At 43.8% G+C, this 17,026-nt stretch carries 16 protein-coding genes; 11 read left to right on the top strand and 5 right to left on the bottom strand.

The annotated features are described in order from the left end of the window. Nucleotides 1–66 precede the first annotated feature (66 nt). From FG24_RS01025 to FG24_RS01035, 3 genes are read right to left on the bottom strand one after another with little or no spacing between them, the layout of a single operon-like run. Nucleotides 67–2,451, bottom strand: coding sequence for a DNA internalization-related competence protein ComEC/Rec2 (locus FG24_RS01025; RefSeq protein WP_036300046.1), 2,385 nt, complete (start codon nt 2,449–2,451; stop codon nt 67–69). 3 nt (nt 2,452–2,454) lie between these two features. Then, complete coding sequence (gene lolD / locus FG24_RS01030) at nt 2,455–3,141, bottom strand: lipoprotein-releasing ABC transporter ATP-binding protein LolD (RefSeq protein WP_036300048.1); 687 nt, start codon at nt 3,139–3,141, stop codon at nt 2,455–2,457. Further along, nucleotides 3,134–4,402, bottom strand: coding sequence for a lipoprotein-releasing ABC transporter permease subunit (locus FG24_RS01035; RefSeq protein ID WP_036300051.1), 1,269 nt, complete (start codon nt 4,400–4,402; stop codon nt 3,134–3,136). Before FG24_RS01035 ends, lolD begins: the two co-directional genes overlap by 8 nt. Before the next feature lie 59 nt (nt 4,403–4,461). On the opposite strand from FG24_RS01035, the gene FG24_RS01040 reads away from it, so the two are divergent. From FG24_RS01040 to FG24_RS01070, 7 genes are all read left to right on the top strand, one after another. Next, entirely contained in the window at nt 4,462–5,118 is a 657-nt protein-coding gene (locus FG24_RS01040; protein WP_036303795.1) for a riboflavin synthase, read from the top strand. 2 nt (nt 5,119–5,120) lie between these two features. Continuing rightward, nucleotides 5,121–6,242, top strand: coding sequence for a bifunctional 3,4-dihydroxy-2-butanone-4-phosphate synthase/GTP cyclohydrolase II (ribBA, locus tag FG24_RS01045; RefSeq protein ID WP_036300052.1), 1,122 nt, complete (start codon nt 5,121–5,123; stop codon nt 6,240–6,242). Between the two features lie 18 nt (nt 6,243–6,260). Further along, nucleotides 6,261–6,842 carry a YqgE/AlgH family protein gene (locus FG24_RS01050; RefSeq protein ID WP_036300055.1) on the top strand — a complete coding sequence of 194 codons (582 nt, stop codon included), beginning with the start codon at nt 6,261–6,263 and terminating at the stop codon, nt 6,840–6,842. Nucleotides 6,843–6,859: 17 nt separating this feature from the next. Further along, nucleotides 6,860–7,330: a Holliday junction resolvase RuvX gene (gene ruvX / locus FG24_RS01055; RefSeq protein ID WP_051901557.1), complete on the top strand. Its 471-nt coding sequence runs from the start codon at nt 6,860–6,862 to the stop codon at nt 7,328–7,330. A gap of 128 nt (nt 7,331–7,458) precedes the next feature. Further along, a complete protein-coding gene (pyrR, locus tag FG24_RS01060) occupies nt 7,459–8,016 on the top strand; it encodes a bifunctional pyr operon transcriptional regulator/uracil phosphoribosyltransferase PyrR (protein WP_036300060.1) in 558 nt (185 codons plus the stop codon). Between the two features lie 4 nt (nt 8,017–8,020). Continuing rightward, nucleotides 8,021–8,983, top strand: coding sequence for an aspartate carbamoyltransferase catalytic subunit (locus FG24_RS01065; protein ID WP_036300063.1), 963 nt, complete (start codon nt 8,021–8,023; stop codon nt 8,981–8,983). Next, nucleotides 8,980–10,254, top strand: coding sequence for a dihydroorotase (locus FG24_RS01070; RefSeq protein ID WP_036300066.1), 1,275 nt, complete (start codon nt 8,980–8,982; stop codon nt 10,252–10,254). Before FG24_RS01065 ends, FG24_RS01070 begins: the two co-directional genes overlap by 4 nt. Nucleotides 10,255–10,348: 94 nt before the next feature. On the opposite strand, the gene FG24_RS01075 is transcribed toward FG24_RS01070, so the two are convergent. Continuing rightward, a complete protein-coding gene (locus FG24_RS01075) occupies nt 10,349–11,485 on the bottom strand; it encodes a PilT/PilU family type 4a pilus ATPase (protein WP_036300068.1) in 1,137 nt (378 codons plus the stop codon). 69 nt (nt 11,486–11,554) lie between these two features. Continuing rightward, nucleotides 11,555–12,598: a type IV pilus twitching motility protein PilT gene (locus FG24_RS01080; RefSeq protein WP_036300071.1), complete on the bottom strand. Its 1,044-nt coding sequence runs from the start codon at nt 12,596–12,598 to the stop codon at nt 11,555–11,557. A gap of 73 nt (nt 12,599–12,671) precedes the next feature. On the opposite strand from FG24_RS01080, the gene FG24_RS01085 reads away from it, so the two are divergent. The 4 genes from FG24_RS01085 (at nt 12,672) to FG24_RS01100 (ending at nt 16,955) form a co-directional block, all read left to right on the top strand. Then, a complete protein-coding gene (locus FG24_RS01085; protein ID WP_036300073.1) occupies nt 12,672–13,391 on the top strand; it encodes a YggS family pyridoxal phosphate-dependent enzyme in 720 nt (239 codons plus the stop codon). A gap of 62 nt (nt 13,392–13,453) precedes the next feature. Next, complete coding sequence (proC, locus tag FG24_RS01090) at nt 13,454–14,260, top strand: pyrroline-5-carboxylate reductase (protein ID WP_036300075.1); 807 nt, start codon at nt 13,454–13,456, stop codon at nt 14,258–14,260. 17 nt (nt 14,261–14,277) lie between these two features. Further along, nucleotides 14,278–14,853 (top strand): YggT family protein, encoded by a 576-nt coding sequence (locus tag FG24_RS01095; protein ID WP_036300078.1) that lies wholly within the window; start codon nt 14,278–14,280, stop codon nt 14,851–14,853. 14 nt (nt 14,854–14,867) lie between these two features. After that, complete coding sequence (locus FG24_RS01100; RefSeq protein ID WP_036300081.1) at nt 14,868–16,955, top strand: dynamin family protein; 2,088 nt, start codon at nt 14,868–14,870, stop codon at nt 16,953–16,955. The last annotated feature ends 71 nt before the right edge of the window (nt 16,956–17,026 follow it).

Here is a 17,026-nt window from a genome sequence, read left to right on the forward strand (position 1 = left end):
ATGTGCTTTTGGGCAAGCCTCACCTAAGAATGATTAGCAATTGAATCTTAACTTTCATCACCTAATTTAGAATTTATCATGCCAGTAACGCTTACGTTGGGCTCGCCAATTCTGCACAGCAATTTGAGGTGCAGGCCCCTGCATCCTGAAGTTTAGCTCTACTGCACCATGATAATCGGATCTATACAATTGACTACCAACGAGCGGATATCTGGCAGTGACTTCCGGCCTTGGATGTTTAAAGCGATTTAAATACCCCACTGTAAAAATTGCAACGCTAGGTGCGACAGCTTCCACAAAACTTGTGGTGGATGATGTTTTGCTGCCATGATGAGGCACGACTAGGACGTCACTTTTCAATATAGCTGGTAACGAACTTGCGTTTGCTGAAACTAAGGCGGCTTCAGCATTACGCTCAATGTCTCCTGTAAGCAATAAACTGCCTGCCTCACTGGTAATTTTTAGCACACAACTTCTATCATTATCTTTAATTCCAACATTCTCATAATCACTTAGGTTCGGGTATAGCATTTCAAAATCAACACCATCCCAATGCCAGCCCTGACCGGCGTAACATTTCATACGCTCAACATTAGGAGGAGTAATCACCGTTTCAGGCATTGAGCTTGCAAACCAATCCACTGGCATTAAGGTCAATACAGAGTCCATGCCGCCACTATGATCATTATCATCGTGCGTCACGATAAATCCATCAAGCTTTTGAACGCCCTCACCTTGCAGAAATGGCACAACAACGCGACTACCAGCATCACTTTGGGCATTAAATCTTGCACCCGCATCATAAAGTAAGGTATGTGTTGATGTCTGCACCACCACACTTAAGCCTTGCCCTACATCTAGAATCGTCGCTTTCATCTCACCTGATGCTGGCCGAACAGGTGAAATTAGCATCATGGGCAAAAAACCAAAAATACCCAACCAGCGTAACGGCACTCCCCGTGGCATTAACATCCAAATCACACCCAATAGCGCTGGAGCTAATGTCCATAATGCAGGCGCATGTTGTTGCCAGACAGCAACGGGCAATTGATTTAGCCAATCCAGAAAGACAACACATAGCTCTAGCAAGTAATAAGCTAAATGTAATGGCCAATCAATTGGCAGGAAACTACCTAGCAAAGCCAAGGGAGTGACAAAGAAGCTGATTAATGGAATTGCAACTGCATTCGCCACGGGTGAGATGATAGAGGCTTGGTGAAACATGATTAATAGCAATGGCAACATACCTATTGTCACTGCCCATTGCGTTTGCACTGCAACTTTCAACCAATGCGGCGTAGCTATTCGCGCGCCCATTGCAAAGCTTAGAAGTGCAACGGCACCAAAAGATAGCCAAAAACCAGCAGAAATCACAGCCCACGGATCAATTAAAACCACAATCAATAAGGCCAAGGCTAGCACTTGAGCAATGACAAAGCGCCGACCAGACCATAATGCAACACCAAACACCATCAGCATATACAGGGTGCGTTGCGTTGGCACGGAAAACCCTGCAATGAGGGCATATATTAGCGCGGTCAATACTGCTGCAAAAGTTGCCGCTTTCCGCGTTGGGACTTTATTACCTAGGTTGGGGACGCGTCTCCAAACAAAGTTCACTAGCACAAACATCAGCCCAGACAGCATCGTAATATGCAAACCAGAGATACTCATTAAATGCGTAATCCCTGTGCGTAAAAACAATTGCCAATCTCGCACTGAAATCTGGCTATCATCCCCCATCACCAACGCCTGTATCACCCCGCTATATGGCTTACTCATTAAGACTTCAGTAATGCGTAGTTTCACTGACTGACGAATACGTTCAACCACATATTGCGGACGCCAAACAAACTCATCAAGTACGGTGGGCTTACCTTTGACACTGCCAATAGCACGGATATTCTCAGCCAAGGACCATGACTCAAAATCAAAACCATGCGGATTTTGTACGCTATGTGGACGTTTGAGTCGTGCGACCAAATGCAAACGCTGTCCGGCTTGAACGTCTGAAAACTGCATAGACTCATGCACTTGTGGTTGCTGGTCTCGTTTACGGTAAATGCTAAGTGAAAGATGTCGAGGAACGACAGCACCTTTAGTCACAACACGTTCAACAGCAAAATTAAAGCGAGCACCCTGCTCAGTTAAAACAGGAACGCTTGCCACAACTCCCACCAACTCAATTGGCTTATTTTGCCAATAAACTGGTAACGCTTCAGCAAGCCTGAATGTAGCAAAAGCAGCAGACCAGAAAAAACCGAACATCAGGGCAATCATTAACCATAATTGCAGCTGAAAAAGACGTATAAATTTGAATTGCGCTTTACGAAGATAAATACTGATAAAGACAAAAGGTAAGATTGACAATGACCATATCAGGTCTGGCAACACTGGCATCTGTTGCAGGCAAAAAGCACCTAACACAAACCCCAGTGCAAAAAGAATCATGCTTTACAAAGTCACCAATTTGCCGTCAACGAGCTTGTAGCGCCGCTGCATTTTTGCAGCAAGCTCCAAGTCGTGCGTAACAACCACCAAACTTACATTTTGCGTTTGATTCATTTCCAATAGCAAATCAAACACTGCATGCGCAGTATGACGATCGAGATTACCGGTAGGCTCATCCGCAAGGATACATTGCGGTGAGGTGACCATTGCTCGCGCTAATGCGGCACGTTGCCGCTCACCGCCAGACAATTCACCTGGCATATGTTCCAGCCGGTGCTTTAGCCCTACTTTTGCCAACATTTCACCTGCCACTGTAAGCGCTTGCTCTCGTGGGGTGCGGCGAATCAATAGGGGCATCGCTACATTTTCAAGTGCAGTAAATTCTGGCAATAGATGGTGGAATTGATAGACAAACCCTAAAGACTGATTACGTAAATCACCTTTTTGCGTTTCAGACAATTGTGCAAGATTATGTTCAAGAATATGCACATCTCCACTGCTTGGCACATCTAAACCACCCAGCAAATGCAATAAGGTACTTTTACCCGACCCTGAAGCACCGACAATTGCCACTTGCTCCCCAGTATTGACACTAAGATCGATACCATTCAGCACGGCAACATCTAAGCCCTGATAAGTTTTATGCAAATGTTGACAAGCAATAATTGGCTTTGAAGTTTGGCTACTCATAACGCAACGCCTCAGCTGGGTTGATTCTACTGGCTTTAAAACTCGGATAGAGCGTTGCTAGTAAACTTAATAAAAATGAAACCGTGACGATGGTGATTACATCAGACCAAATTAAATCAGAGGGTAAGTCACTGATGTAATAAACATCTTTTGCCAAGAACTGCACATTAAATAAACCTTCGATAAAAGGGATGATGGTATCTATATTAAGTGCAATCAAAATACCAAAAAGCGCACCTAATGCGGTACCGATAATGCCGATCAATGCACCCTGCACGATAAATATTTTCATAATGCTGCTAGGGCTAGCACCGAAAGTGCGCATGATGGCAATATCAGCGCGCTTATCGGTCACCGCCATCACTAGCGTTGACACAATATTAAATGCCGCAACCGCAACAATGAGCGTAAGGATAATAAACATCACACGCTTTTCCATCTGCACTGCGCGGAAAAAGTTAGCGTGCTGCCTAGTCCAATCAGACACATAATAACTGCCGCTTTGATTCAGTTGGCCATTTAGTCGATCAGAGATATTGGCGGCCACCGCTGGGGCATCAAACAAATCATCCAGCTTCAAGCGCACGCCAGAAACGTTTTGCCCCATACGGTAGAGTTTTGCAGCATCGTCAATATGAATTAAAGCCAAACCAGCATCGTACTCATACATGCCAATCTGAAAGAGTCCAACCAACGTAAATTGCTTTAAACGCGGCACAACACCAGTGGGAGTAAACTGACCTTGAGGTGCCATCAAAACGACTTTATCCCCAATTTTTGCGCCCAGCGCCATCGCTAGATCAACACCGAGCACAATACCAAACTCACCTGCACGTAAACTATCTAAGCGGCCAGCTTTCATATGCTTACCCAAATCGGCCACTTGGTCTTCCGCGCTAGGAATCACCCCGCGAACAATCGCGCCTTGCACACCTTGATCGTAGCTCAACATCGCTTGCGCACTAATATATGGCGCACTTGCCTGTACATTTGGCAACTTTGTAGTGAACGCTGAAACTGACTGCCAATCCGTAAGCTGATTACCCGCTCCAGTCACTTCCAAGTGCGAAGCCACCCCTAAAATACGAGTACGTAGCTCTTTCTGGAAACCATTCATCACTGAAAGCACGACGATTAAGGCAGCAACCCCAAGCGCAATGCCTATCATGCTCGTCAAAGAAATAAATGAAATGAAATGATTCTTGCGTTTAGCCCGCGTATAACGCCAGCCGACAAATAATTCGTATGGTAGATATTTCATAGGGCAGATTTTAGCAGGCTTCTAATCGTTATCTAGTGTTATCTGTTAAAATTCTGATTATGTTTACAGGAATCATTCAATCAGTCGGCGCAATCACGCAAACCAACCCAGTTGGTGCAGATGTGCATCTTTTAATCGCCAGCGAAGCGCTCAATATGAGCGATGTAAAGTTAGGCGACAGCATCGCAGTCAATGGTGTTTGCCTGACGGTAGTTAAAATGACCAACGCGCATTTTGAAGCACACGTTTCTCAGGAAACATTATCCGTGACCGTCGGACTAAATATGGCACACACAGTGAATTTAGAAAAAGCGTTACGCTTATCTGACAGACTGGGTGGGCACTTGGTGAGCGGCCACGTAGATGGTGTTGGCAAAGTGCTTAAATTTGAGTCTTTGGGAGAGTGCTGGCAGCTTGATATTCGAGCACCGCACGTGATCTCAAAATATATCTCTATCAAAGGCTCTATTTGTGTCAACGGTGTCAGCCTTACCGTTAACAAAATTAGCGGGGACGATTTCAGCATCAACTTAATACCGCACACACTGGAAAATACCACCTTACAACACTTAAGTGAGGGTAGCGCAGTTAACCTAGAGGTTGATCAGATTGCACGCTACGTTGAGCGCATGACACAATGGTCCACAGAGGACAGCATTAAAGAAGACCCACTTAAAACAGATAATCAAGCATCGCCAGAAAAGCAGGGGCACTAGCCATGAATTACACAGAAGCACCTATCAACAACATCAGCCCGGCCAAAGAAATTATCGAAGAAATCAGACTGGGTCACATGGTGGTGCTAGTTGATGATGAGCATCGAGAAAACGAAGGTGACTTAGTGCTTGCTGCAGAGTTTGCAACTGCAGAGCATATTAACTTTATGGCTAAATTCGGGCGTGGCCTGATTTGCTTAACACTCACTGAATCTCGTTGCAATCAACTCAACTTAAGCAAAATGGTGCAAAAAAATGGTGCGCGCATGGGCACCAACTTTACAGTATCGATTGAGGCTGCAGAAGGGGTAACGACTGGCATCTCTGCCGCCGACCGTGCTAGAACCATTCAAGCTGCGGTAGCAAAAGCAGCCAAGCCCCAAGACATTGTAAGCCCTGGTCATATTTTCCCACTTACCGCCATGGATGGCGGCGTGTTGGTACGTGCAGGCCATACAGAAGCAGGCTGCGATTTGGCACAACTTGCCAACTTAGAACCTGCCAGTGTCATTTGTGAGATTCTAAAAGATGATGGCAGCATGGCAAGACTGCCAGACTTAATGAAGTTTGCAGCAGAACACAAACTTAAAATCGGCACGATAGCGGATTTAATTCACTACCGCGCTGAAACTGAAAGCCTGATTGAGCGCGCTGCAGAACGCATGGTGCAAACGCCTTATGGTGAAATGAAACTGATTGCGTATCAGGATAAAATCGCCAAAGAAACGCATCTGGTTTTAATTAAGGGTACACCGACACCAGAACAAGAAGTATTGGTGCGCGTACATGAACCGCTTTCTATTTTTGATCTATTAGATAGCTCAAGTTGCACACATAGCTGGAATACACTGGAAGCCATGAAAACCATTGCTGGTGCAGAAGCAGGTGTCATGATACTGCTGCACCATCAAGAGTCTGGTGAAACCATTGTTGACCGCATCAAAGGTGCGGACGAGCCTATCCGTGTGAATCAAGAACTTCGCACTTATGGCATCGGTTCGCAAATACTGTTGGACTGCAATGTCAGAAAAATGAAATTGATGGCCAATCAACGGAAAATGCCAAGCATGGCAGGATTTGGCCTAGAAGTTACTGGCTACTTGGAAGCGACTAAACCTGCTTAAATATTTGTTTTTTAATATATGTCTTTAGATAATATGAACCTTACAGGCCACTTTTTGATTGCCATGCCAAATTTGACTGATCCTTACTTTGCTAAATCAGTCACCTTCATATGTACCCATAATCAAGATGGTGCAATGGGCATTGTCATTAATCGCCCGACTGATATGACGTATGAAACCTTGTTTGAAAAAATCAATATCAAACTAGAGCATACCCATATTGCAAACGACCCTGTGCTATACGGCGGCCCAGTTCAACCTGAACGTGGATTTGTATTACATGAGCCATTTGGTGATTGGGACAGCTCAATTATCATTAACGACAAAACCTCACTCACCACGTCAAAAGACATTCTAGAAGCAGTGGCAGTTGGAGCTGGTCCCAAAAAACTGATTTTTTCACTAGGATATGCTGGGTGGACACCTAATCAGCTTGAACAAGAAATTGCACAAAATAGCTGGCTTTCAGTGCAGGCCAAAGATATAGAAACACTCAATAAAGTCTTATTTGATACCCCACACGAAGAGCAATTCAATGCTGCGATGTCACTGCTAGGATTTGACCCTGCCATGCTGTCAGATGTTGCTGGGCACGCTTAATGTCAGTGACAACACACATGCAACTGATTGATAACGAAAAAGTTTACAACAAAGACCATGTGCAATCAGGCACCGTGCTCGCGTTTGATTTTGGTGAAAGACGCATCGGCATTGCCGTTGGTGAACATTTACTAGCCAGCGCAACGCCGCTCATGACGATTGATAACGAAAGCAATGAAATACGCTTTCAAATCATTACCAAACTTGTGAGCGAATGGCAGCCTAGGCTTTTAGTGGTTGGATTACCGTTGAGCTTAGATGGCACAGAACACGCAGTCACTCAATTATGCAAAAAATTTGCACGTCGCCTGAACGGCAGATTTAACTTACCTGTTATGTTGATTGACGAGCGCTACAGCTCTGTTGAAGCAAGTCAGCGATTAAATGAAGCTGGTATTAGAGGCCGCGCGCAGAAAGAAATGTTAGACCAAGTAGCAGCACAGACCATATTACAAAGTTATTTTGATCATGCATCAAATCAGCATTAAGTTCGCAATGGCGCTATCTGCAACGCAAAATAATTGATACTAGATAATGATTTTTATAAGCGCACAACTTTGTACGTGCATTCAATTAAGAATTACAAGTAATCAGGAATATTGAGTAAAATAACAACATGACTGATGCCAACACCCCACTAGACAATAGCCAGCTGCCAGATGCAGAACAGCTACTTCATACCCTTGCAGCTAAACTCAAGCCTTTGCTTAAAGCAAATACTGCCCTAGTCGGTATTCACAGCGGTGGTGTCTGGTTGATGCAAAGACTATTAATGTTGCTAGATGATGCCATTAAGTTACATCAAATTGAACATGGCACTCTAGACGTTTCTTTTTATAGAGATGACTATGCACAACGTGGTTTAAAAGCAGAAAATCGACCGAGCCAAATTCCATTTGAGGTAGAAAACAAACATATCATTCTGATTGATGATGTGTTTTATACAGGCCGCACTACCCGTGCAGCGATGAACGAGCTATTTGATTACGGCAGACCTGCCAGCATTACATTAATCGCACTGATTAACCGTGGTGGTCGTGAACTACCAATCACTCCGCAAATTGTTGCGGCTGACCTGTCGTTAAATACGTCACAACACCTACAGTTAACTCAATTAGCTGACGGTAGTTTAGCCTTAGACCTTACCCCTCAACACAATAGTGCGAGACCATAACAGCATGAATAACCCTCAACTTGATACTGACGGTCAACTGCGACACCTGCTTTCCATTGAAGGCTTACCCAAAAAGATACTGAACCAAATTTTAGATACCGCAGAATCATTTGTAGGCGTGGCTGAACGTGAAGTAAAAAAAGTGCCGTTACTACGCGGAAAAACCGTATGCAACCTCTTTTTTGAAAACAGCACCCGCACCCGCACCACCTTTGAAATTGCAGCAAAACGTCTTTCTGCAGACGTGATCAGCTTAAACGTGAGCACATCGTCACAATCTAAAGGCGAAACTATTTTAGACACGGTGGATAACTTAATCGCCATGCACGCTGACATGTTCGTTGTACGCCATGCACAGTCGGGGGCTGCTCATTTAATTGCTAAACATGTACCGCCGCACATACACGTCATTAATGCAGGTGATGGGCGCCATTCCCATCCTACACAAGGCTTACTTGATGTATTTACCATCCGTAAATATAAGCCTGAGCTACACAACTTAAGAGTTGCGATTGTGGGCGATGTTTTGCATTCACGCGTAGCCCGTTCAGAGATTCATGCGCTCACGACACTAGGTGTGCCAGAAGTACGTGTGATTGCTCCAAAAACACTATTACCTACCCAAGTTGAAAAACTCGGCGTTCACGTGTACCACGATATGAATGAAGGCTTGAAAGATGTTGATGTCATCATGATGCTGCGCTTGCAAAATGAACGCATGAACGGCGCGATGCTACCTAGCTCAGAAGAGTATTTTAAAACCTACGGACTTACCCCTGAACGGCTGGCTCTTGCCAAACCCGATGCCATTGTGATGCACCCTGGCCCAATGAATAGGGGCGTGGAGATTGATTCAACAGTAGCCGATGGCAAACAATCCGTGATATTGCCGCAAGTGACTTATGGCATTGCGATTCGCATGGCGGTCATGGCCATTTTGGGTGGCGGTGCAGGAGCAACACTATGAAAATTCATATTAAAAATGGGCATGTGATTGACCCAAAAAATAACATCAACGACAAACTAGATGTATTTATCGCCGCTGGAAAAATCGTCAGCATTGGCGCTATGCCTGATGGGTTTATTGTGGCCAAAACCATTGATGCAACCAACCTGACAGTGTGCCCTGGATTAGTCGACCTATCTGCCAGACTACGCGAACCTGGTGATGAGTACAAAGCCAGATTAGCCAGTGAACTACAAGCCGCAGTTGCTGGTGGCGTCACTAGCCTAGCCTGCCCTCCCGATACAGACCCAGTATTAGACGAACCTGGCTTGGTAGAAATGCTTAAGCATCGCGCTAAACAACAAGGATTAGCGCATGTATATCCACTTGGTGCAATGACTAGGCAATTAAAAGGGGCTGCACTTTCAGAAATGAATGAGCTACACACTGCAGGCTGTGTCGGTTTCTCTCAAGCTAATATTGCGGTCACTGACACACAAGTACTGTGGCGTGCGATGGAATATGCCGCGACTTTCGGCTTCACGCTATTTTTACATGCTGAAGAACCATTTTTAGCCGCAAATGGCGTAGCGCATGATGGCGAAGTTGCCACCAGAATGGGGCTGAAAGGTATTCCTAGCGCTGCAGAAGCACTGGCTTTGGCGAGCATATTACGCATTGCCCAAGAAGCAGGTGCACGCGTACATATTAGCCGCCTATCCACTGCAGAAGGCGTTGCCATGATTCGTGCCGCTAAAGCAAAAGGCTTAAAAGTGAGCTGCGATGTCAGTGCAAACCATCTGCACCTAACCGAATACGATATTGCCTACTTTGACGCTAACTGCCACTTAAAACCACCATTACGCACTCAACGAGACAAAGCTGAGCTGAGCGCTGGCTTAAAAGACGGTACGATAGATGCCATCTGTTCAGACCACACGCCTGTGGATGATGATGCTAAATTAGCACCTTTTGCCGAAGCTGAAATTGGCGCAACCGGCCTAGAACTCCTGCTACCGCTAACACTCAAGTGGGCAACTCAAGAAAAAGTAAGCTTATTACACGCCATTGAGCGCATTACCACTGCATCAGCTAACATTTTGGGGATTGAGGCTGGCGACTTAAGCCCCAACAGCAATGCGGATTTGTGTATTTTTGATGCAAATGAGTACTGGAAAGTTAGCCCAAAGACACTGAAAAGCCAAGGGAAAAACACACCATTTACAGGACTAGAACTCGCAGGCAAGGTGAAATTCACGTTGGTGAATGGAATAGTTGTTTATCATGATTAGATAGCGCACGTAGTACCAACTTCAACAAAGCAAATAAAAAGGGGCTGATAAATCGGCCCCTTTTTTATTACTAAAACTAAACAATTGCCTAAGGTTAAACGATTCCTAAGGCATCTAGTCCTGCAGATAAGTCTTTATTATGTGCACCCTTGCCTTCAAGTTTAATTTTGAGGCGCAAATCATTCACTGAGTCAGCATTGCGTAAAGCATCCTCATAGGTAATTGCATCAGCCTCATACAAATCAAATAATGATTGGTCAAAGGTTTGCATCCCTAACTCACGTGATCTAGAAATAATCTCTTTAATTTCATGCACTTCACCTTTAAAAATTAAATCTGAGATTAATGGTGAATTAAGCATCACTTCCATGGCAGCGGTTCTACCTTTACCCTCTTTTTTGGGAATCAGTCGTTGTGAAATAAATGCGCGCACATTTAACGACAAGTCCATCAACAATTGATGGCGACGCTCTTCTGGGAAAAAGTTAATAATACGGTCTAATGCCTGATTAGTACTATTAGCATGCAAGGTCGCCATGCAGAGATGGCCGGTTTCGGCAAAGGCAATTGCATAATCCATCGTTTCCCGATCGCGTATTTCCCCAATCAAAATCACATCAGGCGCCTGACGCAAGGTATTTTTCAAGGCAATATGCCAATTATCGGTATCAACCCCCACTTCGCGCTGGGTAATAATACAGTTCTTATGTTCATGCACAAACTCAACGGGGTCTTCAATCGTAATAATATGGCCGTAGCTGTTTTGATTACGATAACCAACCATTGCCGCTAAAGAAGTTGATTTACCCGAACCTGTACCGCCCACAAAAATAACCAGTCCACGTTTGGTCATGGCTACATCTTTCAGCACAGAAGGTAAACCCAGTTCTTCAAACTCAGGAATCTTGGTAGTGATCGTTCTAAACACTAAGCCAACAGAACCTCTTTGCACAAAAGCATTCACACGGAAACGTGCAACACCAGGAATGCCAATCGCAAAGTTACACTCATTAGTCGCATCAAACTCTGCTGTTTGCTTATCATTCATAATCGCACGCGAAATTTCACGTGCCTGCTGTGCGGTTAGCACCTGGCTACTAAGTGGCGTTACTTTCCCATCCACTTTGATGGCAGGCGGAAAACCGACTGTAATGAACAAATCAGATGCATTCTTAGCTAACATCAGCCTTAATAAATCGAACACAAACTTTTCAGCTTGCCCTTTTTCCATTTGTCCTTGCACGGCCACTCCCTTTACTAAACCCGATATTAATGCGATTACCTAGATATAAAACTACGACTACCCCATAATTGTATCTTTGTTTGCTGCCTTGGCACGCGCCTCATTCGCTGAAACTACACCGCGTTTTACTAAATCTTGTAAGTTCTGATCTAAGGTCTGCATACCCACATTTTGACCAGTTTGAATCGCTGAATACATTTGTGGGATTTTGTTTTCACGAATCAAGTTACGAATCGCCGGCGTACCGATCATAATTTCGTGCGCTGCAACGCGCCCCTGCTCATCTTTAGTTTTTAACAAGGTTTGAGAAATCACCGCACGTAGAGACTCAGACAACATTGACCGCACCATTTCTTTTTCAGCCGCCGGAAACACGTCGATAATACGGTCTACTGTTTTGGCTGCAGAGCTGGTGTGCAGGGTACCAAACACCATATGCCCGGTTTCTGCTGCCGTCAGTGCTAAACGTATCGTTTCTAAATCGCGTAATTCACCCACCAAAATCACGTCTGGGTCTTCACGCAGTGCTGAGCGCAGCGCATTATTAAATGACAAGGTATGTGGCCCAACCTCACGTTGGTTAATTAAACACTTTTTAGATTGATGTACAAACTCAATGGGGTCTTCAACGGTCAGGATATGCCCAAACTCTTTGTCGTTGATATAATCAATCATCGCCGCCAGCGTTGTGGATTTACCAGAACCAGTAGGCCCCGTTACCAAACAGATACCGCGTGGGGTATCTGCAATATCTTTAAAAATGGCAGGGCAATTCAGTTGCTCTAGCGTTAATATTTTTGAAGGAATGGTACGGAATACAGCACCAGAACCACGATTATGGTTAAAGGCATTCACGCGGAAACGCGCTAAATTAGGAATTTCAAATGAAAAGTCACACTCCAGCGTCTCTTCATAAACCTTACGCTGGCCATCATTCATAATATCGTAGACCATATCATGCACTTCGCTATGGTCCATTGCTGGTACATTGATTTTTCTAATATCTCCGTGCACACGGATCATTGGAGGCAGGCCTGCAGACAAGTGTAAATCTGAGGCTTTATTTTTCACTGAAAATGCGAGTAAATCCGAAATATCCACAACCTGCTCCTGATATAATTCTTATGGTTAATTTTTAGTTATTACATGCTCGAACTTCTAGGCTTAGTGAATTATGACCACAATTAGCAATCGCTTGCAAGATATTCTAGCAACTATTCAATCGGCAGAAGCTGCCAGCGCTTATCACCAACATGTGCAATTATTAGCCGTTAGCAAAGCACAACCAGCATCCGCGATTCGAGAAGCTTATGTAGCAGGGCAAACCATCTTCGGCGAGAACTATAGCCAAGAAGCACTGGAAAAACAAAAACAGCTGACTGACCTCGCCATAGAGTGGCACTTTATTGGACCTATACAGAGTAATAAAACCCAGATTATTGGGCAAAACTTCAGTTGGGTTCACAGCGTAGATCGCTTAAAAATCGCTCAGCGCCTGAACGAGGCAAGGGTATCAATCACACCTCCACTACAGATCTGCATACAAGTGAATATCAGTAATGAAGATACCAAAAGCGGCGTTTTACCAACGCAACTGGAAGCGTTAGCAGAGGCTATCAGTGTATTGCCTCATTTAAAACTGCGCGGTCTCATGGCAATTCCGGCACCAACGACCAATCCAGCGCAACAAATTGCTCAATTTACACAAGTAAGAGAATGCTATGATGCGCTTATCAACAAAGGTTTCGCACTAGACACGCTATCGATTGGCATGTCTAACGATTATGAAACTGCAATTAGCCAAGGGGCAACGATTGTGCGCATAGGTTCTGCTTTATTTGGCGCAAGAGCCGCTCTAAAAAATACTGCAACATCAATAAATAGCGACACTTAACTTACCCATAACTACTTATTAATACAGTAAGATAAATTGCATACTAAAATCTAAGGACATAAATGAAGATTAACTTTATTGGCGGCGGCAATATGGCGCGCGCAATCATCGGCGGCTTAACACAAAATGGTTTTGATCCATCTAACATCACCGTATTGGAGTTGGATGCACAAAGACGTTCTGAACTAGCACAAGACCTAAATGTTCAAGTTACCGACACTTATGCTGAGTTTCACAACACAGATGTCATTGTTTTAGCTATTAAACCGCAACAACTTAAGGAAGTCTGCCTTCAATTACGTCCGGTATTAGCGTCACAACTTATTGTCTCTATTGCTGCAGGTGTAAGAAGCAAAGACATATCTGCTTGGTTAGGTGAGTACCAAGGCATTGTGCGTGTGATGCCTAACACACCAGCACAAATTCAAGCGGGAGTCTCTGCACTTTATGCAATGCAAGATGTTAGCCAAACGCAACGTGAGCAAGCCAATACAGTGCTTGCAGCGGTGGGGAAAACCTTGTGGCTTGATGATGAAGCCAAAATGGATGCTGTCACTGCAATATCAGGTAGCGGGCCAGCTTATGTGTTTTATTTCATAGAAGCCCTACAAGAGGCTGGCGTAGCATTAGGCCTTGAAAGTGAAGAAGCAAACATGCTGGCACTGCAGACATTTGCTGGCGCTAGTTTACTAGCTTCACAAAGCACTACTGACGTTAAAACCCTGCGTGCGCAAGTCACATCTAAAGGTGGTACGACAGAACAAGGCATACTCAGCTTAGAGTCTGCAGACGTTAAACACATTATTGCCAAAGCAGCCAAAGCTGCGGCTGACAAGTCAGTGACGCTAGGAGATATACTAGGTAAATAACTTACCTAGAAAATACTATGTTAAATAACGCTATCTTATTTTTAGTCCAAGCTGTACTCAGCATACTCAGTTTTGCATTCTTATTACGGTTTTATTTTCAACTGACAAAAGCACCTTTTCAAAATCAATTTGCTCAGCTTATTGTGACCGTCACTAACTTTGCGGTAAAACCTGTGCGCCGCTTTTTACCCAGTATTTGGAAAATAGACTTATCGACGCTATTGCTAGCTTATCTAACACAAGTGGTCCTTAGCGTATGTACTTTGTGGCTAAAAGGCTTCCCCATCCTAGTTGCTGGCAATAGCGTTTGGTTTGTTATATTGGGCGTCGCGTTTATAGGCATCATCAACATTAGCCTATCTATTTTCTTGTATGCTGTTTTAATCCAAGCAATCTTGAGCTGGATTAATCCACATACACCAATCGCGCCGATTTTAAATAGCCTCACCTATCCAATATTAAGGACATTAAGGAAATATATCCCTCCAGCAGGTAATTTTGACCTCAGTCCACTCGTGTTTATTATTACGGCACAGTTATTGCTAACTACTATACTAATTCCATTAGAAAGCAACTTACTTTCCACGTTGTAAGTTAAGATAACATCATGAGCATACCGATATCTAATACTGCACAAAATCAAGAGATTACTGTTATTTCGAACTTAACTTCGAAAATTACAGAATACAGCCAGTGGCGAGAAAATCTTATTGCCACGATTGACGAGTATATTGATTGGCCAGGCCATGCTGAATCACTCAATGCCATACAAGAGTTACGACTCTATGACATTAAAGAAATCTTAAAAAAAGACCAGTTAGTACTCGCGTTCTTAGCTGAATTCTCACGTGGAAAAACAGAGACCATTAACGCGCTGTTCTTTTCTGATTTTAATCAAAGGCTGTTACCCAGTGAACCTGGTCGTACGACCATGTGCCCGACAGAGATATTCTGGAGCGACAAAGAAGAACCTTGCATTAAGCTCTTACCGATTGAAACCAGACAATCAGACGATACGCTCAGCTATCTGAAAACCACCCAAGATATATGGCATAAAATAAGGCTAGACATCCACTCTGCCGATGCAATGAAACAAACATTGCGCGCATTGGTTCAAAAGAGAGAGGTCGATATTGACACAGCCAAAAGGCTTGGCTTCTGGAATGAAGATGACTCCAGCATGCAAAGACAACTGGCTGAAAGCGGAAAGGTAGAGATTCCGGTTTGGCGTCATGCACTCATCAACTACCCACACCCCTTACTTAAAAACGGTTTAGTAGTGTTAGACACCCCAGGTCTAAATACCATGGGAGCAGAACCCGAACTGACACTAAGCATTCTGCCTAATGCACAAGCGATTCTATTTTTAACTGCTACAGATACAGGCATTACCAAATCAGACATGCAGATTTGGACTAACTATGTGCAAAAGCGTGCAGCGCATAAATTAGTTGTGCTCAATAAAATAGATATTCTTTGGGATGGCCTAGAGTCTGATGCTGAAGTTGAGGTCTTGATTCAAAAGCAAATAAGAAACACAGCACATGAGCTTGGCCTAGACTCACAAAATATTTTTGCCATTTCTGCACAAAAAGCATTGGTAGCAAAAATTAGGAAAGATACAGCACTGCTCAAGCGCAGTAGAATCAATAGCCTAGAAAACTCACTTGCTGAGCAAATGGTGCAATCCAAGCATGAAATTCTAGGTAGAGCCATCGTCACCGAATGCTCCAATATGATTAAAGCATCTCGAAAACTCGCCCAGATCCGAGTAGGCAGCATCAAAAACCAGCTTGCGGAACTACGCGAACTGCAACATAAAAGCCATGATGCTTCCAAAGATATTCTAGCTAAAGTGGTTGCCGAACGTAAACGCTATGAGTCTTCGATTCTTACCTTTAACCAAGGTAGTGAAAAAATCAAGAGATTAAGCAGCAAGCTATTACGTCACTTAAGCCTAGGCTACTTAGATACAACCCTAGCACAAACCAAACAGGATATGGGCGATAGCTGGACAACTGTGGGGCTTAATCGCAACATTCGAGAAATCACAAGACTTGCAATCAACCTCGCGGAGGAAATCAGCATTGAAGGCCACACCATTAAAAAACATGCAGATGATCTGTATCAGTTATTTTGGAGTAAACACGGCTTTGAGAAAACAGAAGCTATTCAGCTCGATATGCGCCATTTTATTGAAAACATTCAAGCCTTAGAGAAAGTGACTGAAGAGTTCTGCGCCAGCCCAGTCAATCTCTTAACAGAGAAAAACTTCTTGATTCGCAAGTTCTTTTTAGGTTTAGGTGTCCAAATTCAGGCCATTTTTGAACAAGCACATTTAGACTGTACACACTGGCTTAATCAAGTGATTGGCGAATTAAAAAATCAAATCAGTGTACACAAAAACGCACTTGATCAACGTGCAGAATCACTGATGGAGTCACACAATAATGCAGATAAAGTCATCAAAAACATAGCAAGTGCAGAAAAAGACCTGATCAAATATCAAGATCAATCTAACCAATTAGATGCTACTTTACTCAAGCTCATGCGCAGTATTAAATTTAACACGGACAATCACAAAGAACACACCCCAGAGAACAGCATATTACAGCTAAACATCTCCGCTAAAAACGGTATAGGCGAACGCGAGAACAGCAAACCCAACATTAAATTTGACGCCCCTTTTATTTAATGCGGGAAAATATTACAGTCGGGAAGACACTCAAAGTAAAGTATTAGCAAAGCAAACCTGACTGAGTATCC

Origin of the sequence: Methylotenera sp. L2L1 (genome assembly GCF_000744605.1) — a bacterium.
Lineage (GTDB): Bacteria > Pseudomonadota > Gammaproteobacteria > Burkholderiales > Methylophilaceae > Methylotenera.

Excerpts from the sequence above, each read along its gene's own strand:
- FG24_RS01100 (WP_036300081.1), top strand. The coding sequence starts at position 14,868 with ATGAGCATACCGATATCTAATACTGCACAAAATCAAGAGATTACTGTT.
- ribBA (WP_036300052.1), top strand. The coding sequence starts at position 5,121 with ATGAATTACACAGAAGCACCTATCAACAACATCAGCCCGGCCAAAGAA.
- FG24_RS01025 (WP_036300046.1), bottom strand. The coding sequence starts at position 2,451 with ATGATTCTTTTTGCACTGGGGTTTGTGTTAGGTGCTTTTTGCCTGCAA.
- FG24_RS01075 (WP_036300068.1), bottom strand. The coding sequence starts at position 11,485 with ATGGAAAAAGGGCAAGCTGAAAAGTTTGTGTTCGATTTATTAAGGCTG.
- proC (WP_036300075.1), top strand. The coding sequence starts at position 13,454 with ATGAAGATTAACTTTATTGGCGGCGGCAATATGGCGCGCGCAATCATC.
- FG24_RS01070 (WP_036300066.1), top strand. The coding sequence starts at position 8,980 with ATGAAAATTCATATTAAAAATGGGCATGTGATTGACCCAAAAAATAAC.
- pyrR (WP_036300060.1), top strand. The coding sequence starts at position 7,459 with ATGACTGATGCCAACACCCCACTAGACAATAGCCAGCTGCCAGATGCA.
- FG24_RS01065 (WP_036300063.1), top strand. The coding sequence starts at position 8,021 with ATGAATAACCCTCAACTTGATACTGACGGTCAACTGCGACACCTGCTT.
- FG24_RS01085 (WP_036300073.1), top strand. The coding sequence starts at position 12,672 with ATGACCACAATTAGCAATCGCTTGCAAGATATTCTAGCAACTATTCAA.
- lolD (WP_036300048.1), bottom strand. The coding sequence starts at position 3,141 with ATGAGTAGCCAAACTTCAAAGCCAATTATTGCTTGTCAACATTTGCAT.
- FG24_RS01040 (WP_036303795.1), top strand. The coding sequence starts at position 4,462 with ATGTTTACAGGAATCATTCAATCAGTCGGCGCAATCACGCAAACCAAC.
- FG24_RS01095 (WP_036300078.1), top strand. The coding sequence starts at position 14,278 with ATGTTAAATAACGCTATCTTATTTTTAGTCCAAGCTGTACTCAGCATA.
- FG24_RS01050 (WP_036300055.1), top strand. The coding sequence starts at position 6,261 with ATGTCTTTAGATAATATGAACCTTACAGGCCACTTTTTGATTGCCATG.
- ruvX (WP_051901557.1), top strand. The coding sequence starts at position 6,860 with ATGCAACTGATTGATAACGAAAAAGTTTACAACAAAGACCATGTGCAA.
- FG24_RS01035 (WP_036300051.1), bottom strand. The coding sequence starts at position 4,402 with ATGAAATATCTACCATACGAATTATTTGTCGGCTGGCGTTATACGCGG.